Genomic DNA, 22,512 nt, shown 5'->3' on the forward strand with positions numbered 1-22,512 from the left:
CGATGTCTACCGTGACGCATCTGTTTTCGTGAGACCGCTCAGCGGAGCAGCCCTGCCAATATCAATAGCTCTGCACACACGCCCTACGTGTGCTTCACGCAATATGCATGACACCCGGCTGTCTCTCAAGATCACTCATTTCGCTGTCCATCCCTTAAGCGAGCACCAATCGCTGTGAATACAAGCGCCCAACGAACAACCTAGAGCTGCATGACCGCGAGCGCCCTGCGCAGGGGCTCGTCGGATATCTGGATAGGACCATGAAATGGCACGTCCATGTCCAAAACCAGGTAGACGGAAGCCGCAATGAGCAATGACGAGATGATGAACATTCCTATCACCACCGAATTACGGGGAGCGCGGTATCCAAAACTGGCGAAAATGAGCGTCAACCAGGCCACAAGCATCCCAATAAGCGGGCCAGGAATCGCTCCCTCTGACTGCTCGACGATCCTCCAGCGTTGCTCGATGAGCGAATGATATTGCTGACGAATATCCTGAAGCATCGTTTCATGGTAGCGGTCCGGGGGCTTTATAAGAGCCAAAGACTTGCCTATATCATCCAGGTATTTAGCCGCCTCGCTGTTACGATGCTGCAGCGCCTCGTCTCCCCGATACGGGGTCTCGATAGCGCGCTCAAGATAGGTGATCAGACGATTTCGCGAGTCTTGTGCCGCATCGCCATAGCCCCGCAGTGTCCGATCAAAAATGATCATGCTGGTTGCATACCCATGGAAGTTTGCATCAATAGACTCGAAGGTGTTTTTGGCTGAATTAATCATCAAGCCAAAGACCAGCGATGTCATCACCACAAAAATGTTGGCTACCAGACGAATCACGGAGTTGGTTTCGTCATCCCTGTGGTGGGATGCCAGCTTTGGGTACCACTGCATCATGAGAAGCGAGGCAGCAACGAGGCACCCAAAAATGGCCAGTGCAATCCAGAGAGAGTTCATACATCAGCGCCCTGATCAATTGGAGTCAAGTCTTGAAGGATAGACCGTAGGGTTCTCTCCGAATTCTGCTCGGCAGAGACTGCGTTTGCAGTTCGGCAATGGCTCCAATATCGGTGTGAACGCCAGCGCTGGTCATCGGTAGATATTGATCGAGCTCTGCCAATCGTTAGAGGCAACAGATCACGACCGTCTGCTTCTGGCCGATAGCAGTCGTTCGTGAGCGGATATCGGCCAGAAGCGATCATCCAAGACATGGAAACATTTACCCGCTATTCCCCAAGACGCAGTCCATCGATTACCCACCGCTTGATGGACACACATTTTCAACCCATCGGCACCGCAAACACTGCACTGGCCCGCGCCACCGTTCGCTCCCCAACATGCAAACTGACAGCAGCAAACGCCAACTGCCTTCCCTTTTTCGAGTGCTCCAAACGCACTTCCAGCCACTCGTTCATGTGCACGGCGCCGAGATAATCCAGGGTCATGCTCGCCGTGATCAATGGCTGCGGAGGGTCGCTGGAAAATGCCATGGCGTACCCCATCCCCACATCGGCCAATGTCGCCAATACCCCGCCATGCAGGGTGCCACGGCCATTGGCATGGCGGGAGTCGGTCAATAAACCCAATTGCAATTGCAGCCCGCTGCCCCGCGCGTAGATCGGCCCCAGCAAATCGAGCAACGGGCTGCTGCGGGTAAACGGGGTGAAACCTTGGGGAATTGGCGTGGCGTTCATGATCCCTCCTGATGCCGGTGACTCACCGGCTTCATTGACCTTAATGGGAGGGTTTATGGGCAATTGCGTCATGGAGCAAGAACTATACGTATGCAGAATCTCCGGTGATCAACCGTCGACGCTGCCTGAGCGTTCAGCCCGTTGAAGCCAGATCGCCACGCTCCATCATTCGCACGCTGGCAAACGTCGATTCGTTGCGCGCCTGATCGAGCGTTGTCAGCGGTTTGATTGCAGACGGTTGCGCTATCGGTTTGCGGCTCATTTCAGAACCGGATCGCTCGTCACTCGGCGGCACGCCAAAATGCTCGCGATAGCACTTGGAAAAATGCGGCGTGGAAACGAAGCCACAGACATACGCCAGCTCAACGATCGACAAGGAGGTTTGCTTAAGCAGTTGCCGCGCGCGAATCAGCCGCAACCGCAAGTAGTAGATGACCGTGTCCGCCACCAAGGGATTGCTCCACGATCCATCCGGCGTAATCGGCGCACCGTCACTGGCCCAGACCGCCGCGCCATTGGGGCTAAAGGTATGCCAGCGATACAGCGTTCGCCCCGTCAGTTGATTGGCCATGCGCAATGGCTCCACGGCGGACGCCAGCGACATGAGGGTGAATTTGTCCAACAGCAGAAATCCGACGGATTGGGTCGCACCGCCGGCCATGGAGGAGATGGATGACATCATGTCCTCATAAGAATCGGTCTGAGACGCAGGCGTCTGTCATTCCCTTCGGCCTTCGCGGAGGGAGTATCAGGTTCGGCGCAAACGCCTACCCCACCGAGGTGACCCTCGCCGTCGGTGCAGGATGACGCGACGTCACCAGGCCGATAAAGGAAATCGCCAGTGCCAGGCCAATGGTTGTCGTGACTTCGGTGCGGTGCTGCGGGGTGATCATCATCACCGCCAGCGCTGCGCAGATGAACACGATCACCAGCCACGTCAGCCAGGGAAACAGCCACATGCGAAAGGTCAGCTCGACCTTGCGCTGTTGCAATATCCGCCGCATGCGCAGCTGCGATACCGCGATGGCGAGGTACACCAGCAAGGCAATCGCCCCGGAGCTGGCCAGCAGAAATTCAAACAGCCCGGCGGGCATGAAGTAGCTCCACACGGTAATCGACGCGCCGAGCACGGTGCTGGCAATAACCGCGGCGCGGGGCACGCCTTCCGAGGAGGTCGCCTTCAGGACTTTCGGCGCATCGCCACGCCGGCCCAGCGAGTACAACATCCGCGAGGCAATGTAGATCGAGGAGTTCATGCAACTGGCCACGGCAATCAGGACGACGACGTCGACCATGAACTTGGCATGGGGAATGTTCATGATTTCCAGAGCGCGCTGATAAGAACCGACCGAGGCCAGCAACGGATCATTCCAGGGCACCACAGAGATCACCACGAAAATCGACAGCAGGTAAAACACGCCGATACGCCAGATCACCGAGCGCGTGGCCTTGGCAATGTTTCGCGACGGATCGTTCGATTCGGCGGCCGCGATCGTCACCGCTTCAGTCCCGATGAAACTGAACATAATGGTGATAAACGCGCCGACCACCGCTGACAAACCGTTGGGCGCAAACCCGCCGTGCTCGGCCATCAGCCCGCTCAACCCGCTGACTTCCCTGTCGGGAATCCAGCCCATCAACACGGCAAAACCGACGCCGATAAACCCAATGATCGCCACGACCTTGGCCATGGCGAACCAGAACTCGAATTCGCCGTACTTGGACACGCTGAACAGGTTGGTCACCACCAGCGCAATGATCGAGCCCAACGCGAACAGCCAGGCATCGACCTGCGGGAACCACTGGTTCAGCACATGCCCGGCGGCCAGCGCTTCGATAGGGATCACCAGCACCCAGAACCACCAATACAGCCAGCCGATGGTGAAACCGGCCCAACGCCCAATGGCCTGGTCGGCATAGGTGGAGAACGAACCAGTGTCGGGATTGGCCACCGCCATTTCACCGAGCATGCGCATGACCAGCACGACGAGCAAACCCGAGAACAGATAAGCCAGCAGAACCGCCGGCCCCGCCGCCGCAATGGCGTGCCCTGAGCCGACGAACAATCCGGCGCCAATAATCCCGGCGATGGACAGCATGGTGACGTGACGAGGCTTGAAGCCCTGCGCCAACTGGCTACTCGAATCCATTGAGTTCGGGCTGATCATCGGTTTTTTTATTCTCTGCTGAACGACATTTAAGCGAGTTGACTGGGCAAACGAGCACGATCGTTGCCTGCTGAGCCTCCCGAAAGAAGCCCGTTCAACTGCCGCAGTTCTTATCAACCCCATGATCTGGATGGGATTATTTTGAAGTGAAGACGCGTCACCTTACCCGGCCTGTCAGATGATTCAGTAGCCTGATTGCGCCATGGTTATGTCTGATATCGACATGCGAGAACCTTTCGTTCGCAGTGGAAACCAACGGGTCACTGAAGGCACATTCCAAGCTATGTCTGCTACAGCTCCTCATAACTCGGCAACTCAATCGCATCCACCTTCGGTGAAAGAATTTTCCCGAACAAGCGCTTGAGCCCCGGCGCCGTTGCCAGGCGCTACACATCGCCACCTACCTTTCCTCCATTGCATGGAACCCTGCCGGATCTGCGTTCTCTATCGCAAAACCAACCGAGGAGGGATTCACCATGATTGCCCCTGAAACCGGTATGAAACCGGGTGAGCGTTATCGCATTGAAAGCGTCGAGCGCGCGCCGCAATTTCCTGGATTTTTCCTCGACGGCAAGTATTACCTGGGCCCCGAATTGCAGACGGCTGTCGGCTGGCTCGAAGGACAGAATTTCCTGTATGACCAACTTGATCCCAATGGTGAACCGGTTTATCCGGGCAGAATAGTTGGCACGATCACCGCGCGGACACTGGAACTGTGGGATGGGTTGCGTCTGAGCATCGACGAAATGCCGTTTCAGGCAGAAGCCGTTACGCCATTGCGCACGTTTGACGAAGTGACCGTTGAAACCCGACCACGGGCGATATCGCAGCGGCACACAGCAGCAGGCTTGCGCCAACCGATGCAACCTTCGGCGCTATTGGTTGCCGGCGCGGCATTGCTGGTCGGGCTGTGCCTGCTGGCAATCAATCGTTCTGGTGGTCGAGTCAGGTAGCCTTTGCACGGCGCGGGTGGTGACGGTTTTTCACGGCCCGCGATCAAAGGCTGATCACAGCGCTGGCTTCGCGCATGAAAATTTCCACGGTCTTCGGGCCGATGCCGTCGAATTGCGCCAGTCGCTTCTCAAACGCCGGGCGATCAGCGCTAGCCTCGACCATATGGCTGACCTTGCCCGCGTACTCGTCGTTAAGCTTGCGTGCCAATGCGTGCAGCCGCACGGCGGTGGTCTCGTCGTAGCGCACGTAATGCGCCTCCCCGAGCATCGCGACCAGTTCACGATGGCTGCACGCAGCCAGTTTGCGCGGTGTATCACGCCCGTGTTTATCGGCAATCACCCGATAGGCTTCGGCGGCGATTTCGGCCTGTATCCGCTTCCCCATCAGAAAACTGGCAAGCAACCATTTGAACAGGCCGCCGTCATCGTTGTGCTTGAGCTGAATGTTCAAATCCCTGGCGCTGATCGTCTTGTTCACCGGGTACCTCCGGATTTGAAATCGTGGGGATTTTTCGTGTTCAGTCTGCATGGCAAACACTTGATCTTTAGGCCTCCGCAGGTTCCAACCGTTCAAAGCAAAACAATTGTCAGCGGCCTGAAACAAACCCCGAAAAACCTTTGAATTTTTTTCGTCGGCAAAACTCATTTGCGTATGAGCGTAAGGAGGAACGCATGAGTAACGTCGACATCTTCGTCATCGAGTACAAACTTCACGGCCAGCCAAAATCGTTCGTCATTCGCGCCAAAAGCATGCGCAATGCCGACGCATGGCATTGGGCGAGTTGCGACGCCGGCATTGCGCCGATTCCCAAACCCGGCAAACCACCGTTGAAAGTCATCTCCAAACCCCAGGCCGAGCGATTTGGCATCACCGAGGTGAAATGGCGTGAAACGGCAACGGTGGCCTGGACGGAGGCTTAGTCATGCTCAAACAGATCGGTAACACGCTGATCCGCCGTGACCACCGCGCCAGTTGCCATTGGGAGTTATGGGATACACCGCTAGTGCATTTGAACGATCTGATGGTCGCTACTTTTTGAATCAGAATATCGCACCCGAACACCTGTTGATCGAGGCAAAACACCGCATCGAAGTGCGGGAAAGTGATGGCTCCGAGTACTTCGACGGCCAGCTTCTCGAAGCGATAGAAAATGTGAAGTCTCGGGGGCTAGATCTTTCTGGAGGTTGCTCTCGGAATAATTCGGTGAGTAGTTCACGCGCACCAAAACGGTTTTACGTTTCAACAGTTGAGTGAATGTGCATCACCGTCGACCTGAATGAGCGGCAGGTCGGCGGTGCTGCGTCTGCCGGGTGAACGAGGGCATGCCATCCACCAGTAATCACGGAAAGATCAGCGTGGGCACCAACCTGGCGGTCAACAACGTTGCGACGAGATGTATGACATGGACGCATACAGATCTCGGCTGGCTATAACGTTCCATATGATTTAAGGCCGTCAAGAAGCCCCCCAGCCCACTTACCTCAGGGTAACTACTTCCCGACTTCTGTCCGAGCAACTATATTCCCCATGAGCGAGTTACTATTCCTGCGCTCGATGAGTTCACATTATTTTTTGAAAGAAACCAGCTGGATAATTGGCCAACCCGCATCCTGCCAGCGAAAGCGTGCGAACGACTACAGCTGCCTGCTTGTTGGCTACCGTAATTCCATAATGAAGGAAACCAAAATGAGAAAAACACTCTTCTTTTCGGCTTTCATGGCCTTGGCCAGCATCGCAGCTGCAGCGCAAGCGGAGGAAGCGTCGCCGGTCATAGAGGTAGTCACTGCAACGCTTAAGCCTGGAGTCAGTCCTAAAGAGTTTTCCGCAATTGATAAGCAGGTCGAGGTTCAACACGTTTCCAAGCAGCCCGGCTTTTTGTCCAGAGAGTCGGCTTCTGGCCAAAACGGCCAGTGGGTTGTGATCGTTCACTGGAAATCTACCAAGGACGCGGATGCTTCAATGAAATCATTTGAACAGGCACCAGCAGCCAAGGCATGGATGTCGAGTATCGACCCGAGCAGCATGAGCATGAAGCGGTACATGGCGCCTTAAGACACAGCCTGGTGCACTCCGATGAAACGCCGGTGCAAGTGCTCATTCCCGGAGTGAAGCGCCCCTGGACCTATGTCGCTGCCGCGTCTGCCGATGTCTGCGCGGTGGCGGTCCAATGGTGCGCCTCAGCAAATTACCGGAGCCAGAACAATGATGTGCATACCAGAATCTTACTTGCCTCTGCGCGGACAGAGATCTTGGCCTTTAGCTTTTTCAGGTAGAGCAAGGAAAAGCTCCCCGAAGCAGTTCTTGGATCTCTGATCGTAGCAAGACGAAAATCATGGTTTTCGGTCGTATCGGACGGAGGTGGTGAACGCTTGCTAATCCGTAAATTAAAATATTGCGCCCTTTAGAGGCCTTTGATCAGCAAAAACGCCATCACCAGAAGCCCGCATCTAGTAAACAAGTCCATGTAACTCCACCCTGCCCAATACCGGACGCTACCCGCAGCGATGGGCAGTTCCAGGTGCTTCAGCACCTATTGGTGTAATAAAGATACCTGGCATCCAAAAAATACGACCAAAACCCGAAATCGGCTATCGTAGGCAGATGCTTGAATGGCCACTGCCTGTATCTCACTCCGAGACCTTCGTCTATGAACACTCAATCACCTTGGAATCCATATGTTTCCGAATGCCCAACCCGGGCCATCCTCCAGCGAATTGCTGACAAGTGGACGATCCTGATACTGGGCCTTTTGCATGAAAAAACGTGGCGCTTCAACGCGCTGTTAAAGCAGATCGAAGGGCTTTCGCAAAAGGTTCTCTCCCAGACGCTGAAGCGCCTGGAGCGAGATGGCTTGGTTCACAGGCAGGCATATCCGACAGTGCCAATCACCGTCGAATATTCTCTGACGCCGCTTGGCATAACACTTTCCCAAGCAGTCATAACTACACTTAACTGGGCTGAAGAAAATGCCACGGCAGTCTTGACCGCTCAAAAAGCCTACGACCAGAACATTTCCAACCTAGAACAACAACTGAAAAAATAATTTAGCCAAAACCACTCTTTGCTTTTTACCACCATGGCGAATGAGCAAAGGGTCTGCAACTATTCTCCGAGTTCAGCTCCAACTTCGTGGCTTTCATGAAAGCGTTCAAGAAAGGTAACTGGTTGCGGAGTATTTTTCGCAAAAAGCAAATACTTACTCACTATTAAATCGGGAGAAAAATTTCTCACCGCCGGAGTACCTTAAACCGTAACGCGCTCGATCTGGTTTCCTCGCGGTAACCAGATTACGAACAAGAAACCATCTTCCCGTATTTACATTCGGCAATTATAGTTCCCCGCAGATACATGATGAGTCAGAAAACTACTGTAGCGCTATCAAACCTTAATCAGTAACGCTCTCAAGGAAACCCGATATGACAACAGTTGCCATCGTATATTTTAGCGGTTATGGCCATACCGCCAAACAAGCAGAAGCCGTACTGGCGGGCGCCGCGTCGGTTGCCGATGCCAAAATCTACGCAATCGACTCCGAGGGCAACCTCCCGGAGAGCGCGTGGGAAGAAATCAGCAGCGCTGACGCTCTCATCTACGGCAGCCCTACATACATGGGCGGCCCTGCGTGGCAGTTCAAAAAATTTGCGGACACATCATCAAAACCTTGGTTTGGTCAAGCCTGGAAAAACAAAGTGGCAGCGGGCTTCACTAACTCAGCTTCTGTGAACGGTGATAAGTATTCGACGATTCAATACTTTTGGACACTTTCTCAACAGCACGGCCAGATTTGGGTAGGCACAGGTCTCATGCCCGCAAACACCAAGGCACATGGTCCTGATGACATCAACTGGACTGCCGGATTTGCGGGTGCTCTGGCAGTTTCTCCTTCGGACGCTTCTCCAGAGGAAGCTCCGCGCTCTGGCGACCTGGAGACTGCGAAATTGCTAGGAAAGCGCGTTGCCGAGGTAGCTGCAAAGCTTGCCTAAAGCCAACGTAACTCTGGCTCGATCTGCGGATTGGGCCGGTGTCACGACTAGGGAACGTAGTGCCGGCATGCATGTCCATGGGCTCGGTAGCGAGCCCTATGGAGTCGATGCGAGTCATCGCAGTAGGTCTCGCAGGAATGCGGAACACGCTGCAGTAAGATGCGAATTTAATCGAAAGAAGCTTCATACTGGATGTTCGCGCACTTGAAGAAAGCAGAGGCTTGTCGATCACCACAGTGGACCAAGCCCATCGCTCGAGAGAGCGCCAGCCCGCGGAGTAAGGCCTATCCGCAGGGCTGTTGCCAGCGGATGCTATCCGCTCAGTGAGTCTGAGAACTTCTTGAATGGCAGAGTGCAGCCGTTTGTGCTTGTGCGCGTGGACGTACCACCCAATCAGCAATGGATTCCGGCACTTCCGGGAGTTCAGGGGATTCACCAATCAAAGCGAATATTCGGGCAGGCTCTACGACTTTGCGTGAACGGTCTACCAAGAGTGCCTTGACGTTGGCCACTGCCGACACTTTCGACCCAACCGTGAAAACATGCTGGAAGTAAAACCATTTTTCATCCCAGTAAAGCAGTTCGGTTTTAATTTCAAACCGCTGAAACAGCTTAATAGACTTTTTGTATTCAATATCAACATTGCCTACCAGAGGCATCCAGCCGTTTTTCAGAATCCCCCCAAGCGTGCCGACAGACCACAGGAAATGCAGCCTGCCCAAATCAGCGAGCGATAGAAAACGACCGTTATTGATGTGCATGTTCAAATCGATATCAAGCGGTGTGGCGGTGAATCCAATCGCCGTCGCGCTCCTGAAATGGGCAGGCTTGCGCCATCTCTTGATAAAACCTACCAACGACATGACAAATAATCTGAAAAACAGGTTCATTGGGTAACGGCCTCGGCGGATCGTGAGAGGTTGTTGTAAAGAGATCTGATTTTGGCTCGGTCGATTTTTCCACTGGTCGTCTTGAACAGCTGACTCGCCGCAATGATATCGATAGTGGTTATTTGGATTCCCAGTTCGTCACTGATCTTTCTGCGGACAATTTGGGTCAGGTTCGATGGGTCATGGCCTTTGGCTGGGACGATAAGTAACGCGCACTCTTCAGTGTCCGACTCAGTCAGTGGAACTGCTGGGTCGTGTGTTCTACAACAGCACCATCGTGCAGAAGTTGAATGTCCTCGTCGGTCAACAAGCTTCTGTCCGAGCGAGATAGCGGAAGAGTTAACTTCACCGGAATGAAGGTAAAGATATTCATAGAAGTCCTTTGCAATGTTTACATCTCCATATCGGCACTTGAGCATGCCGCACCAGCACCATGACCGACAGGTCAGCTTATAGACCGAAAAGCTCCACATGGTCACGGTGAGGCGAGTATATAGCGGTTGGATCCAAAAAAAAATGACCTAATTAAAGGCTAGACGTAAGACCTTTGGCTGATTGTCCAAAAATATGCAAGTTCCTAAAACGAGCAAGGCGATTGCGCCCTCAGCAATCGCAGCAACCGTCGCCATCGATTCCTGCTCCCTCCGCTCCATCTTCATCCCGGCATACCCTCCGTCCGTGCGGCAAACGACAACACACCCGCAATCCCGAAAATTCGCCATCAACAAAGCAGTAACCGTTTCAACCAGACAGCCTCTGTCATCGTCTCTGGATCGATGATCAGTCGACACCTTGTACAATCTCGCTGGTTACAAAGCCCACCCCGCAAAGATCGCAATAAAACCCATCAACCAGTTGCTCCAGCGGCGCTGCTTTCAGAAGGGATGGTTTGCATTCGTCTACTGCTAGCTGATCCAAGCAAGGTCGATGGCGACTGGCCTCGCCTCCTGAGGTGATCGGCCGCTGAAATCCTTTAACCCCGAGCGCAGAGAAAAGCCTGTTATCCACCCACAAACCATCGTAATTTACCCGCCATAACTACAAGGTCGTTTGGGGATACAAGTGGGAGTCTATCGTCTGCTGTTGGCTGTTCTGGTCGCTGTTTCGCATATGGGCAAGACGTTCATGGGACTCAACCCCGGTGTAGTTGCCGTGATTTCCTTCCTGATCATCAGTGGTTTTGTGATGACCTCACTGATCGAACGCAACTATAAGGCGCCCGAGAAAATCGGTCTGTTCTACGTGGATCGGGCCTTGCGCCTTTACCCGCAATTTCTGCTCTACTTTGTCGTCGTTTGTACGGTGATCTATTTCCTGCTGCCCGGCACGCCGCAATGGGCCGAACTGACCTTCAAAAACATCGCCGCGAGCCTGGCCATTGTGCCCCTCGGTTTCTATATGTTCGGCGCGACCGGATCGTGGACGTTGCCACCGGCCTGGTCGCTCGGACTGGAAATGTGCTTCTACCTGGTAATCCCGTTTCTGATCATCTACAGGGCACGGGGCGTTGCCTTTGCCTTGTCCGTTGCGATCTTCATCCCTGCATGCCTTGGAATCATCAACACCGACTTTTACGGCTACCGCTTGTTGCCAGGTGTCCTGTTCATATTCCTGTGCGGCAGCTACCTCTACAAGCCACAGGCGAAGGGTTTAGCGATCGCCGCGGGCACCTCCGTCGTAACGGGATTGATCTTTGTTGCGATCATGGCGGGATGGATCGAACGCCGACCGTTCAACGCCGAAGTCGCCGCTGGCGTCGCACTGGGGATCCCGGCCGTGCACTGGCTGACGAAACTCAAGTTTCACCGGATTGACGAGTTTCTGGGGAATATCAGCTACGGCGTGTTCCTCAATCACTTCGTGGTGATTTACTTCCTGCACGGTCTTTGGCCGATCACTTCATTCGATTGGCTCAGGATGGTCGCGGTGTTGGCGCTGTCGTTCTTGCTGAGCGGTGTTTCGTATTATTGCGTCGAGCGGCCGGCGTTGAAGCTTCGGCATGCGCTGCGCAGTGGTGTGAGGAAGCGAGTCGAGGACGTGCGAGGTATTGAACCAGCGGTTTGACGGCGATGAGGCTATCATCGGAACATTCCAGCCTCTCCAGAACGCGCCCAATGCCCACCTCAAAAGCTCGCCCAACCCCCGCCCCGCTGCTGAAACCCGGCGAATCCGTGGTGCTGTTCGATGGCGTGTGCAGGCTCTGCAACGGCTGGGCGCGCTTTTTGATTCGCCATGACCACCAACAACACGTACGGCTGGCCGCCGTGCAATCCCCTGAGGGTCAGGCACTTCTGGCGTGGGCCGGGTTGCCGGTGGATCAGTTCGACACCATGGCCGTCATTCGCGACCGCCACTACTGGGAACGTTCAGACGCGTTCTTCGAAGTCATCAGCCAACTACCCGCCCGCTGGCAGCCATTGCGTCTGCTGCGCATCTTCCCTCGCGGCCTGCGCGATTGGGCCTACGACCGCATCGCGCTTAACCGCTACCGACTGTTCGGCAAGTACGACACCTGCCTGCTGCCAACCCCGGATCATCAACAGCGTTTCCTGAAAGCAACGGCATCTACGTCAACAAGCTGAACAACTGCAGCGGCGTCATCTTCGTCACCATCATCAGTACGATGACAAACATCCCGGCGAACCCGAGCACGCCCATCCAGAACCATTGGCGGTACACACTTTGGTATTGCCCATCAAGGCTGCCCCCCGCCTCGCCCGCACTCGACGCCATCACATGCAGGCGCTTCTGCAAGAGCAACACCGGCAACCACAGCGAGCCGACGCAGAAGAAAATGATCAGCGAGGTCAGCACCCACTCGGTGCTCATCGACAAGCCCGAAAGCCGCATCAACAGATAGCCCGTGATGATCTGCACGAACCCGGCCGGTGTGGTGATCCACGTGTCGAAGCGCACGACCATGCGCGCGACGTGGGCAATCACTTGCGGATTGCCGGTGCGGCTGGCGGCGATCAGGTAGAGGTAGGAGCCCATGCCGAAGCCGAACAGGAAGATCGCGGCGATGATGTGCAGGTATTTCAGGCACAGGTAGAGCATGTCAGCGCTGCCCGTCCGAGAACTGCACGGCCAGGCTCAGGTTGGCCGGGTCGTTGATCGCGGCCATGTACTCGGCGACGCTGATTTCGCCCACGCACGGTCGGGCGCCGGCGGATGGCACGTAGCCCTGCGCCATTTTCGTGGCCAGGGCCACGGCGGCGCAGCTGGGGATCTCCGGGCCTTTGTCGTTCAGGGCGGTGAGTTGCGCGGTCATCGACAGCGCTTTGCCGTCAACACCAAGGCCCTCTACGTCGATGTACATCGCACTTTTTCCATCGCCGAAACGCTCGAAACGCGTGCCGAGGCGATGCAGTCTGCCGGCCCACAAGGCATGGTCGCGAACCAGCCTGATTTTCAGCGCCTGAGCCAGCAGACCGTTGGCGATGCCGCCGAGTTTAAGACCGGCACCGGCCTTGAAGCTCAAGGTCTGCGCGCCATAACGATTGGCAAAAATATCCATGTCCGGGACATCAACGTTGGCCAGCAGCCGGGTGCCCATCTGCGGCATTTTGCGCAAGGTCAGGTCCAGCCAGCCCGAGACTTCATGCACCTTGCCGTTCTTGAGTTGCTTGATCGGTTTGCCGGCGTAAGCAAGGACACCTTCGATGGTCGACAGGCCCGGCATTTTCGCCGAGGAAGAAATGCCATGCTCGATCGAGTCGATGCGCGAAAAGCGCTGGCGCTGCTCATCGATGATCGCTGAAGACAGCGTCGGCACCGAGCTGCAACCACTGAGGATCGCCACGCCCGCTTGTTTCGCCCGGGCATCGAGCACGTCGATGCCGTTAACGAAGGTGCGGCAGTCCGCCAGATCGCAGTAATTCACTCCAGCGTCGATGCAACTCTGCGCAACGGCATAGGATTGCCCCTGAAACGGCCCGCCGGTGTGGACGACCAACTGAATGTTCAGCGCACGCAATGCGGCTTCGAACTCCGCGCCCATGGCGTCGCCGCACCAGCCTTCGCAGACCTTACCTGATTGGTTGTTCAACTCATCGAGTTTGCGCTGCAACTTGAGTGGATCACGGCCCGACAGCACCAGTCCGATGTCCGGCATCAGCGCCAGATGCCGGCACACGATGCTGCCGAAGTTTCCGTAACCACCGACCACCATCACCCTGAACGGCATGCAATTCTTCCCTAAGTCATCCCATCAAACAGGCGGGAAGGATATAGGGCCGAACGTCGGCAAGCCATTCAATCAGTTGCTCGCCACCCATTTGCGGTAATGCCGGGTGCGTAAGGCATTGCTGAGTTGTTGCGCGAGCAGCGTGCGCAGCGGTGACCCTGCTCCAGTGGTGGACGGTTTCCTGCCACCCTACCGTTTGGACAAACGGAACACCGTCATCGGCCATTGCACCCGCGTCGTGCCGTCATTGAACAGACCGACGCGATCCATTTGCGCAGCAGGCAGCCAGAGTGAGCCGTCGCGATCAAGAAACGGCGCATCGACCCAATGCAGGCGTGGGTCGACGATCAACGTCTCGATATGCCCATCAGGCCGGCGAACCCGTATGGCGTCTTGAGCCAGATCGGAGAAGTACAGATTGCCACTGGCGTCCATCACGGTGCCCCCGGTGGGTGGCAGGTCAGCAAAGGGTTCAACGCGACTGGCGAGTTGCGCAGGCGTCAGTGCCGAAGCGGTCAGATCAGCGATGCGAACCTTGGACCATGGGCCTGGCAGCGGCCCGAAATACAGCCATTCGCCGTTCGGACTGACCTCCAGTGGATCGGCATTGACACGAAGCGCAGTCCCGTCCGGCGCCTTGAGCGTTTGGCCGCCGAGCACAATGTTGCGCTCATGGCCGGCCGTCACCGAACGGTGCCCGTCCAGCACCCGTCTGGCGTCGCCGCTGACGAGATCAAGGACGATAATGCCCGCGTTACCGGCGTCAGTCAGAAAGGCATGCTGGCCCGCAAAACGAACGTCATCGATGTAACTGCCAGGACGGGCGACTTCAGCAGAAAACGGATAACTTTGCAGCACACGCTTTTCAACCAAATCTATCGCGACAAGTTTGGCGCCACCGGGTACCGGATTTCCGCCAAAGTCCGCCGCCCCGGTGTCCACGACCCACAACACGGACTTTTCAAGGCGCATGGCATTGATATTCACAAACGCGTTGCGCGGATCCTGCCCCGGCCGCCAGGCATTCCAGCTCGGGTCCGGGAAGGCCGAGCGCTGGCCCTGAGCATCGAAAACGCTGAGTTGCGAACCACTGCCGCCTGTCCAGCGAGGACCGGCAACATACGTCTGACCGTCGAAACGAGCCACTGCATTCCAGATCTGTTCTTTGCTTTGCAACGCAACCTCAAGCAGCGGAGGCTGTGGGGACTGGCTTGCACACCCGGCCAGCACGGCTGCGAGCAACAGCCCACATAACGGGGCGCGTGCGACTTTTACAGGCGTGACGCCGAATTCGAAAAAAGTACCGAACGACATGGATCTGCCTCTGATGTTGGTTGATGAAAGAAGCAACACACGACGTGAAGGCTCAGCAGTTCCAGGGGGCTTCGGCATCGGCGTCGATGCCGTATTTCGCCCGAGCCTGGGCATGTACCTGCGGATCGACCGAAGCAAGCGCCGCCAAAACGATGTGATAGCGATCCACTTCAAAGAAGCTGCGCAACGCCGAGCGTGTGTCGCTGCGTCCAAATCCGTCGGTGCCCAGGCAGATGCACGGCGCCTGTAAATACGGCGCCACCAATTGTGCATAGGCGCGCACGTAATCACTGGCCGCCACGACTGGAGCGTTGCCGGGCAGACAATGCAGCAGGTGACTCTGGCACTCGACATCGCCGCCGAACACTTGCTGACGCTGCACCTCGCGGGCATCACGGGCGAGTTCGGAGAAGCTGGTCACGCTCCACACTTCGCTGCTGACTTGCCACTCTTGATCCAGCATGTGCGCGGCGGCAATCACCTCACGCAGAATCGCTCCCGAGCCCAGTAAACGAACTGCCGGTACCTCCTCGCCATAGCGGGCATAGAGGCGCATGCCGCGAATCACGTCCGCGTGTTCGTCTGGTTCAAGTGAGGCCTGAACGTAGTTCTCGTTGGTTACCGTCAGGTAATAGAACTCATCCTCTTGCTGCTCAAGCATGCGCCGGGTGCCATGGTCGATGATGACCGCCGCCTCGCTGGCAAATGCCGGGTCGTAGGCGCGGCAGTTGGGCACAGTGGCCGCCATCAACTGACTGGAGCCGTCCTGATGCTGCAGTCCTTCACCGGCCAGCGTTGTGCGCCCCGATGTGGCGCCGATCAAAAAGCCTCTGGCGCGCTGGTCGGCCGCTGCCCAGATCAGATCGCCAATGCGCTGAAAACCGAACATCGAGTAGTAGATGTAGAACGGCAGCATCGGCTCGCCATTGACGCTGTAGGACGTGGCCGCAGCGATCCAGGAAGAAATCGCACCGGCTTCGGTGATGCCTTCTTCGAGCAGTTGCCCGTCGGTCGATTCCTTGTAATAGAGCAGCGCGCCGGCATCTTCTGGCTCGTACAACTGGCCGACAGATGAATAAATCCCGATCTGCCGGAACAGATTCGCCATGCCGAATGTGCGCGCTTCATCAGCAACAATCGGCACAATGCGTGGCCCCAATTGTTTGTCCTTGATCAGATGGGTGAACAGTCGCACCACCGCCATCGTCGTCGAGTTTTCACGCTCATCGGCCTTCAGCGCAAAACTGCCATAGCTGTCGAGCGGTGGCACTGCTATTGGTGCCGCCACACCGTTGCGCTTGGGCAAGTAACCGCCAAGTGCCCGGCGCTGCTGATGCAGGTATCGCAACTCGGCGCTGTCGTCGGCCGGTTTGTAGAAGCGCATTTGTGCCACGGCCTCATCATCCAGCGGCAAGGCGAAACGATCACGGAAGGCCTTGAGCACCTCGATATCGAGTTTTTTCTGCTGGTGCGAGGTGTTGCGCGACTCGCCGATCTGGCCCATGCCGAAACCTTTTTTGGTTTTGGCGAGCACCACGGTCGGCCTGCCCTTGTGCTTGCGCGCGGCCTCGAATGCGGCATGCAACTTACGAAAGTCGTGACCGCCCCGGCGCAACGCATCGATCTGCTCCGGGCTCATGTCTGCAACCAACGCCTGCAACTGCGGGTCCTGGTCGAAGAAATGGCTGCGGTTATACGCACCGTCATTGGCCCCCAGATTCTGGTACTCGCCATCCACCATCCCGGCGAAGTGGCGCAACAGTGCATTGCCGTCATCACGGGCAAACAACGGGTCCCAGTCCGAACCCCACAACACCTTGATCACATTCCAGCCGGCGCCGCTGAACAGTGACTCCAGTTCCTGAACGATTTGCCCGTTGCCACGTACGGGGCCGTCGAGACGCTGCAGATTGCAGTTGATCACGAAGGTGATGTTGTCAAGATTCTCCCGCGCTGCCAACGAAAGCGCCGCGATGGACTCCGGCTCGTCCATCTCGCCATCACCGAAAACGCCCCAGACATGCCGCCCCTCCGTCGAGGCAATCCCACGATGCTGCAAATACCGCAGGAACCGTGCCTGGTAAATCGCATTGATCGGGCCAATACCCATTGAGCCCGTGGGAAACTGCCAGAAGTCGGGCATCAACCAGGGATGCGGATAGGAACACAATCCGCCGCCCTTCACTTCTTGCCGGTAACGCTCCAGTTGCGAGGCCTGCAAACGCCCTTCAAGAAAGGCTCGCGCGTACACCCCGGGGGCAGAGTGCGCCTGGAAGTAAACCAGATCACCCCGTCCGGCTTCGCTGTCCGCACGGAAAAAGTGATTGAAGCCGACCTCGAAAATTTCCGCCGCCGAGGCATAACTGGCGATATGACCACCCAATTCGCCATAGGCCTTGTTCGCCTTCGCCACCATGGCCAGGGCGTTCCAGCGAATGATCGAAGTGATGCGCTCCTCCATCACCAGATCACCGGGATAAACCGGCTGCTGTTCGAGCGCGATGGTGTTCTGGTACAGCGAATACGCACTCGCCGTCGTTTGCACGCCGAGACGGCTGGCCTGCTCGGCCAGTCGCAGCAGCAAGAACCGCACGCGCGGTCTGCCGCCGACTTTCGCGACACCGGCCAGTGCTTCCAGCCACTCATTGGTTTCAATGGCATCGATGTCTTCGTAAACCGGCGTTCCGTGGGTTGGCCGTTGCGCGGTATCTTTCATGGCAGAACACCCTGACAGGTTGAGTGGACGACTGGATCAGTTCGAGACGTGCTCAAGAAATATCAGTTGCAGCGGCTCCTCCAGCAGGTCATCCGCCGCGGCGGCAAAGCGCTTGAAGTAAGGCATGGCGAAATGCGCATCCAGTGCCGCCTGATCCTTGAAGGCCTCGCGCATGTAGAACGTGCCGCGCTGGTCGCGCAGTTCAAACAGCACATAGTCGAGATTGCCCGGCTCTGCGCGTGTCGGCTCGACCAGCGCCAGCAAGCCTTCTTTCAAGGCCTGCTCCTGGCCTGACCTGGCCTTGAGCACGGCAATCGAGATCAATGTTTCTGTGGACTGGCTCATCTTCAATACTCCAGGGACCGGTTGCATTCAGAGAAAGGTAAACAGCGACTGGGACGGCAAGCGGGACTTGGGCAGGCCTGCGTTGAAGTCTTCGCTGCTGTGATAGCCGAGGCTCACCACGACCAGACTGGTGAACCCCTGTTCGCGCAGGCCCAGTTCACTGTCGAGGACTTTGCTGTCGAAACCTTCCATCGGCGTCGCGTCGATACCCAGCGAGGCGGCACCCAGCAGCAATGTGCCCAGCGCGAGGTAGGTCTGCTTTTCCATCCAGTGCTGCAGGTCTTTCTGATCGAAACGATGCAGATCGACAAAACCACGCCGTCCACGCTCCTGCCCTGCTCGCGCCTCGGCATTGTGAAAACGCCCGTCCATGGCTTCCTGAGCCAGCAACGCCTGCAGGTATTCCTCCGGCAGATGCGTGCGAGTGCAAAAGACGATGACGTGCGACGCGTTGAGTATTTTCGGCTGGTTGAAGCTGAACGGTCCCTGAGTACTGTGGGCGATTCGCGCCCGGCTCTGATCACTCTCGGCAACCACGAAATGCCAAGGCTGGGAGTTGACCGACGACGGGCTGTTGCGCAGTTGTTCCAGCAGCAACTCCAGTGTGTGCCTGGGAATCTTGCGGTCGGCATCGAAAACTTTTGTGGTGAATCGGCGCTTGGCCAGAGAAACGAGATCCATGATTGAACTCCTGATCTGAAAAGTGAAAACGTAAAACTCAATGCCGCTTGGAAATCAGCGCGTCGGCGCCGGCGCTGCGTCGATCTTCAGACGCATCAGGCTGTAAGGTTTTTGCCGCTGATCCTGCCCGGAACGGAATGCCGCCTGGCGGTGCAACTGGTTGGCGATGAAATACAGATAGCCATCGGGGCCAATGGACAATGTGTCTGGCCAGAGCAGACGCGGGTCGTGTACCAGCGTTTGCCATTGCCCGTCCGGCAGGCGTTTGCGGATCGAGTTGTGCTCATAATCACCGGCATAGATGGCGCCGGCGGCGTCAGCCTCCAGACCATCGGACGCGCCCTTCTCCCCCAGATCCTGCACGGCGGCCGTCAGTTGCTGTTCACTGAAGTTGGCATCACGCAGCAACGCGGTGGACACCGAATACAGGTGCCGACTCGACAGCGGTGTGAAATACAGGGTCTTGCCGTCCGCCGACAGCGCGATGCCGTCCGAGGCCACGCCCAGCGGTTTGCGCTTGCCGTCCGGACTTTCAACGGTGAGTGGCAGGCCTTCAACCACCGGGACAAAAGTCGGGTCAACCGAGGTCGCCGGCACACCGCTCAAACGGCGCATTGCACTGCCGCTGGCGATGTCCATGACGATGATCGCGCCCGGTCCGCGCAGGGACGAGTCAGTGAGATAGACCGTACCCTCTGGGCCGGTGCGAAAGTCGAAACGCATGTCGTTGACGTAGGTGCTCGGCAACATGACGTTGTCCGGGAACACCAGACGCTTGACGATCTTGTTGGTGACCAGATCCACCGCGATCAGCTTCGCGCCTTTGGGTTTTGGGTCTGCGAAACCCGGCGCGGCGGTATCGAGCAACCAGACACGGCCCTGCCCGTCGGCCACCACGCTTTGTACGCTGATCAGACCATCACTGGGATCGTTGAGGTTTTCCTGGTTGATCGCCGCGTTCGTGTAAGCCACGACTTTGCCGTCGCGGATCTCGCCCACGGTGAACGGCACGTTGTCGCCCCAACGCGGGAAGTTGACGAAGATTCGCCCGGTCTCGGTGACGGTCACGCCGGTGGGCATCGCGTCGTAGAACGCATGGACCTGTTCGAGCTTGCCGAACGATCGGTCGGCGGGGGCATTGGCCGGCAACGCGACGGCGCTGATTGCATGGGCGAACGGCGCCGCCATAACCATGGCCAATGCAGCAGAAAGCTTTTTCATACGCATGAGCTGCTCCTGACCGGCCCGCGTGCAGGCCCGTCTGAATGAGAGAAATCAGAAACCTTCGAGAACCAGTTTGCCTCGCGCCTTGCCGCTCTCGACCAAGGCATGGGCACGGCGCATGTTTGCCGCGTTGATCGCGCCAAAATGTTCACCGACCGTCGTTTGCAAAATGCCTTGGTCAATCAGATCGCTGACGCGATTGAGCAGGTGATGCTGCTCAATCATGTCCGGGGTTTCGTACAGCGAACGGGTGAACATCAGCTCCCAGTGCAGCGACAGCGACTTGCGCTTTAGCGGCATCACGTCGAGGCTTTCAGGATCGTCGATCACGCCCAGACGCCCTTGTGGTCGAAGCACTTCGATCAGTTGGGCAAAATGCTGCTCGGTATGAGTCAGGCTGGCGACATGGCTGACCTCGTCGATGCCCAGTGCCTGCAACTGTGCGAGCAGCGGCTGACTGTGATCGATGACGTGATGCGCACCCAACTGCCGGACCCAGTCAGCCGTTTCCTGCCGCGAGGCGGTGCCGATAACGGTAAGCCGCGTCAACTGTCGGGCCAGTTGCACCAGCATCGAACCGACGCCGCCCGCTGCACCCGTGATCAACAGGCACTTGCCCTGCCCTGAACCTTCGGTGACACCGAGACGGTCGAACAACAGTTCCCAGGCGGTGATCGACGTCAACGGCAATGCCGCCGCATCCGCTGCAGTTAACGAACGCGGTTTGTGCCCGACGATTCGCTCGTCTACCAGGTGAAATTCGCTATAACTGCCGGTACGGGCAAGGGAGCCGGCGTAGAACACTTCGTCGCCAGGCTGAAACAGCGTCACTTCAGCGCCGACCTCGCGGACGATGCCGGCCGCATCCCAGCCAAGGATTTTCGGTTCTTTGGTGAAAGTGCCTGCGCGCACTTTGGTATCGACCGGATTGACCGACACCGCTTGAACTTCTACGAGCAAATCCCTTGGGCCGGGAGTCGGCACCGGGAGGTCGATGTCCTGCAACGACTGCGGATCCTCAATGGGCAAGGCGTGTTGGGTGAAGGTGATGGCTTTCATGGAAACTCGCTGTCTGAAGAGCTGATGTGCTCGCTTGCCGCCATCTTCGACTTCCCAAGCACAAAGAAAAACCAGCAGAATGCGCCAACACTTTCACTGCAGGAGTGAAAATGATCCGCATTGATGATCTTGGTTTGTTCACCCGCAGCGCCGCGCTGGGCAGCTTCACCGCTGCCGCCCTTGAGGCGGATTTATTGCCCGGTCAGGTTGCCGCGGCGATCAAGCGTCTGGAGCGTGAGCTGGACGTGCGCCTGTTTGCGCGCACCACCCGCAGCCTGCGATTAACCGCCGAGGGCGAGCAATACTTGCCCACCGCCCACTCGGTGCTGGAGGCGCTCAAGCAAGGCAAAGAAAACCTGCGCGGTGAAACCACCACGTTGCGCGGCGTGCTGCAAGTGACGGCGCCGTCAGATCTGGGGCGCAACATTTTGCTGCCGTGGCTCACGCTGTTTCGCCGCCAGCACCCGGAACTGACCTTGCGATTTTCCCTGTCGGACCAGATGGCCGACTTGTTTCGCGACCCGGTAGACGTGGCGATTCGATACGGCTCGAACGAAGATGCCAACTACGTGGCGCTGCCGCTGGCACCGTGGAACCGGCGGGTGCTGGTCGCCGCACCGGAATACGTGGAGCGCCACGGATACCCGCAAACGCCGGACGATCTGCACAACCACCCTTGCCTGCTCTACCAGCAAGGTGGCCGGATCTACGACAAGTGGAGCCTTGGCAGTGAAACGATCCAGGTGTCCGGACCGATGTTCAGCGACGACGCCGACATCGTGCGCCGCTGGGCGTTGAGCGGCGAAGGCATCGCCAACAAATCCTGGCTAGACGTCAGTGCAGACGTGATCGCAGGGCGACTGGTCGTGCTGCTGAAGGATTTTCCCGGCAATGCCTCACCGTTGAGTCTGGTGTGCCCGCATCGCAAGCAGATCACCCCGGCGGTGTCTCAGCTTTATACGTGGTTGAGTGGCCAGTTTGTCGCTCTGGAACGCATCCAATAGCCCCCACCCGTTGGTTGCCACATTGACGAGCCGCTCGTCGAATGTTCAGATGCTGGCCAGTTTCAGGTGTCCCATGCCGCCGTGCATGGGGTGAAACGGGAAACCGGTACGTTCTTTTCGAACAAGTCCGGTGCTGCCCCCGCAACGGTATGCGCGTGATGCTTTCAATACACCACTGTGGCCACACGGCCATGGGAAGGTGAAAGCCTCGATACGCGCGAGCCCGGAGACCGGCCTGGAAAGTGTTTGGCAAAATCCTGCGGTGGGCGGGCATGGGCCGGTATTGGCTGTGCGC

Annotated in this window: 22 protein-coding genes and 1 riboswitch; of the genes, 8 read left to right on the plus strand and 14 right to left on the minus strand. The window is 57.2% G+C overall.

Annotation, left to right across the window (positions count from 1 at the left end; translation table 11 throughout):
• Nucleotides 1-200 precede the first annotated feature (200 nt).
• From BK670_RS13580 to gabP, 4 genes are all read right to left on the minus strand, one after another.
• Nucleotides 201-956 carry a bestrophin-like domain gene (locus BK670_RS13580; RefSeq protein WP_123450229.1) on the minus strand — a complete coding sequence of 252 codons (756 nt, stop codon included), beginning with the start codon at nt 954-956 and terminating at the stop codon, nt 201-203.
• Nucleotides 957-1,279: 323 nt separating this feature from the next.
• A complete protein-coding gene (locus BK670_RS13585) occupies nt 1,280-1,693 on the minus strand; it encodes a PaaI family thioesterase (protein ID WP_123450231.1) in 414 nt (137 codons plus the stop codon).
• Between the two features lie 133 nt (nt 1,694-1,826).
• Nucleotides 1,827-2,372 (minus strand): helix-turn-helix domain-containing protein, encoded by a 546-nt coding sequence (locus BK670_RS13590; RefSeq protein WP_123450233.1) that lies wholly within the window; start codon nt 2,370-2,372, stop codon nt 1,827-1,829.
• Between the two features lie 88 nt (nt 2,373-2,460).
• A complete protein-coding gene (gene gabP / locus BK670_RS13595) occupies nt 2,461-3,861 on the minus strand; it encodes a GABA permease (RefSeq protein ID WP_123450235.1) in 1,401 nt (466 codons plus the stop codon).
• A 476-nt stretch (nt 3,862-4,337) separates the two neighbouring features.
• On the opposite strand from gabP, the gene BK670_RS13600 reads away from it, so the two are divergent.
• Nucleotides 4,338-4,814 carry a short chain dehydrogenase gene (locus tag BK670_RS13600; RefSeq protein ID WP_123450236.1) on the plus strand — a complete coding sequence of 159 codons (477 nt, stop codon included), beginning with the start codon at nt 4,338-4,340 and terminating at the stop codon, nt 4,812-4,814.
• A 43-nt stretch (nt 4,815-4,857) separates the two neighbouring features.
• Here the strand turns inward: BK670_RS13600 and BK670_RS13605 are convergent, their stop codons facing one another.
• On the minus strand, nt 4,858-5,292 hold the full coding sequence (locus tag BK670_RS13605; protein ID WP_123450238.1) for an HhH-GDP family DNA glycosylase: 435 nt from the start codon (nt 5,290-5,292) through the stop codon (nt 4,858-4,860).
• Nucleotides 5,293-5,486: 194 nt separating this feature from the next.
• Here BK670_RS13605 and BK670_RS13610 point away from each other — a divergent pair, with 194 nt between their 5' ends.
• The 4 genes from BK670_RS13610 to BK670_RS13625 all read left to right on the plus strand — a co-directional run bounded on the left by BK670_RS13610 (nt 5,487) and on the right by BK670_RS13625 (nt 8,798).
• Complete coding sequence (locus BK670_RS13610; protein WP_123450240.1) at nt 5,487-5,735, plus strand: DUF6555 family protein; 249 nt, start codon at nt 5,487-5,489, stop codon at nt 5,733-5,735.
• Between the two features lie 607 nt (nt 5,736-6,342).
• Complete coding sequence (locus BK670_RS13615; RefSeq protein WP_221178369.1) at nt 6,343-6,867, plus strand: antibiotic biosynthesis monooxygenase family protein; 525 nt, start codon at nt 6,343-6,345, stop codon at nt 6,865-6,867.
• Nucleotides 6,868-7,462: 595 nt separating this feature from the next.
• Nucleotides 7,463-7,858, plus strand: a complete 396-nt coding sequence (locus BK670_RS13620; protein ID WP_123450244.1) for a winged helix-turn-helix transcriptional regulator — start codon at nt 7,463-7,465, stop codon at nt 7,856-7,858.
• Nucleotides 7,859-8,231: 373 nt separating this feature from the next.
• A complete protein-coding gene (locus BK670_RS13625) occupies nt 8,232-8,798 on the plus strand; it encodes a flavodoxin family protein (protein ID WP_123450246.1) in 567 nt (188 codons plus the stop codon).
• Between the two features lie 320 nt (nt 8,799-9,118).
• On the opposite strand, the gene BK670_RS13635 is transcribed toward BK670_RS13625, so the two are convergent.
• Nucleotides 9,119-9,688: a thioesterase family protein gene (locus BK670_RS13635; RefSeq protein ID WP_123450249.1), complete on the minus strand. Its 570-nt coding sequence runs from the start codon at nt 9,686-9,688 to the stop codon at nt 9,119-9,121.
• A gap of 1,062 nt (nt 9,689-10,750) precedes the next feature.
• Here BK670_RS13635 and BK670_RS13640 point away from each other — a divergent pair.
• Both BK670_RS13640 and BK670_RS13645 read left to right on the plus strand, forming a co-directional pair.
• Nucleotides 10,751-11,752, plus strand: a complete 1,002-nt coding sequence (locus BK670_RS13640) for an acyltransferase family protein (RefSeq protein ID WP_123450251.1) — start codon at nt 10,751-10,753, stop codon at nt 11,750-11,752.
• Nucleotides 11,753-11,802: 50 nt separating this feature from the next.
• Nucleotides 11,803-12,270 carry a thiol-disulfide oxidoreductase DCC family protein gene (locus BK670_RS13645; protein WP_123450253.1) on the plus strand — a complete coding sequence of 156 codons (468 nt, stop codon included), beginning with the start codon at nt 11,803-11,805 and terminating at the stop codon, nt 12,268-12,270.
• On the opposite strand, the gene BK670_RS13650 is transcribed toward BK670_RS13645, so the two are convergent.
• The 8 genes from BK670_RS13650 to BK670_RS13685 form a co-directional block, all read right to left on the minus strand.
• A complete protein-coding gene (locus BK670_RS13650; RefSeq protein ID WP_123450255.1) occupies nt 12,254-12,745 on the minus strand; it encodes a DUF2269 family protein in 492 nt (163 codons plus the stop codon). The two genes, BK670_RS13645 and BK670_RS13650, sit on opposite strands and share 17 nt — an antisense overlap.
• 1 nt (nt 12,746) lies before the next feature.
• Entirely contained in the window at nt 12,747-13,874 is a 1,128-nt protein-coding gene (locus BK670_RS13655) for a saccharopine dehydrogenase family protein (protein WP_123450257.1), read from the minus strand.
• A 189-nt stretch (nt 13,875-14,063) separates the two neighbouring features.
• Nucleotides 14,064-15,188 carry an L-dopachrome tautomerase-related protein gene (locus BK670_RS13660; protein WP_123450259.1) on the minus strand — a complete coding sequence of 375 codons (1,125 nt, stop codon included), beginning with the start codon at nt 15,186-15,188 and terminating at the stop codon, nt 14,064-14,066.
• A 52-nt stretch (nt 15,189-15,240) separates the two neighbouring features.
• On the minus strand, nt 15,241-17,904 hold the full coding sequence (gene mdeB / locus BK670_RS13665; RefSeq protein ID WP_123450261.1) for an alpha-ketoglutarate dehydrogenase: 2,664 nt from the start codon (nt 17,902-17,904) through the stop codon (nt 15,241-15,243).
• Between the two features lie 36 nt (nt 17,905-17,940).
• Complete coding sequence (locus tag BK670_RS13670) at nt 17,941-18,249, minus strand: putative quinol monooxygenase (protein ID WP_095049901.1); 309 nt, start codon at nt 18,247-18,249, stop codon at nt 17,941-17,943.
• 27 nt (nt 18,250-18,276) lie between these two features.
• Complete coding sequence (nfsB, locus tag BK670_RS13675; protein ID WP_095049900.1) at nt 18,277-18,930, minus strand: oxygen-insensitive NAD(P)H nitroreductase; 654 nt, start codon at nt 18,928-18,930, stop codon at nt 18,277-18,279.
• Between the two features lie 54 nt (nt 18,931-18,984).
• Complete coding sequence (locus BK670_RS13680) at nt 18,985-20,157, minus strand: L-dopachrome tautomerase-related protein (protein WP_123450263.1); 1,173 nt, start codon at nt 20,155-20,157, stop codon at nt 18,985-18,987.
• Nucleotides 20,158-20,205: 48 nt separating this feature from the next.
• Nucleotides 20,206-21,213 carry a zinc-binding alcohol dehydrogenase family protein gene (locus BK670_RS13685; RefSeq protein WP_123450265.1) on the minus strand — a complete coding sequence of 336 codons (1,008 nt, stop codon included), beginning with the start codon at nt 21,211-21,213 and terminating at the stop codon, nt 20,206-20,208.
• A 110-nt stretch (nt 21,214-21,323) separates the two neighbouring features.
• Between BK670_RS13685 and BK670_RS13690 the strand changes: the two genes are divergently transcribed.
• Nucleotides 21,324-22,217: a LysR family transcriptional regulator gene (locus tag BK670_RS13690; RefSeq protein ID WP_123450267.1), complete on the plus strand. Its 894-nt coding sequence runs from the start codon at nt 21,324-21,326 to the stop codon at nt 22,215-22,217.
• Between the two features lie 47 nt (nt 22,218-22,264).
• Nucleotides 22,265-22,470, plus strand: a riboswitch (cobalamin riboswitch).
• Nucleotides 22,471-22,512 lie beyond the last annotated feature (42 nt).

This window comes from Pseudomonas fluorescens (assembly GCF_003732425.1).
Classification (GTDB): Bacteria; Pseudomonadota; Gammaproteobacteria; order Pseudomonadales; family Pseudomonadaceae; genus Aquipseudomonas; species Aquipseudomonas fluorescens_BE.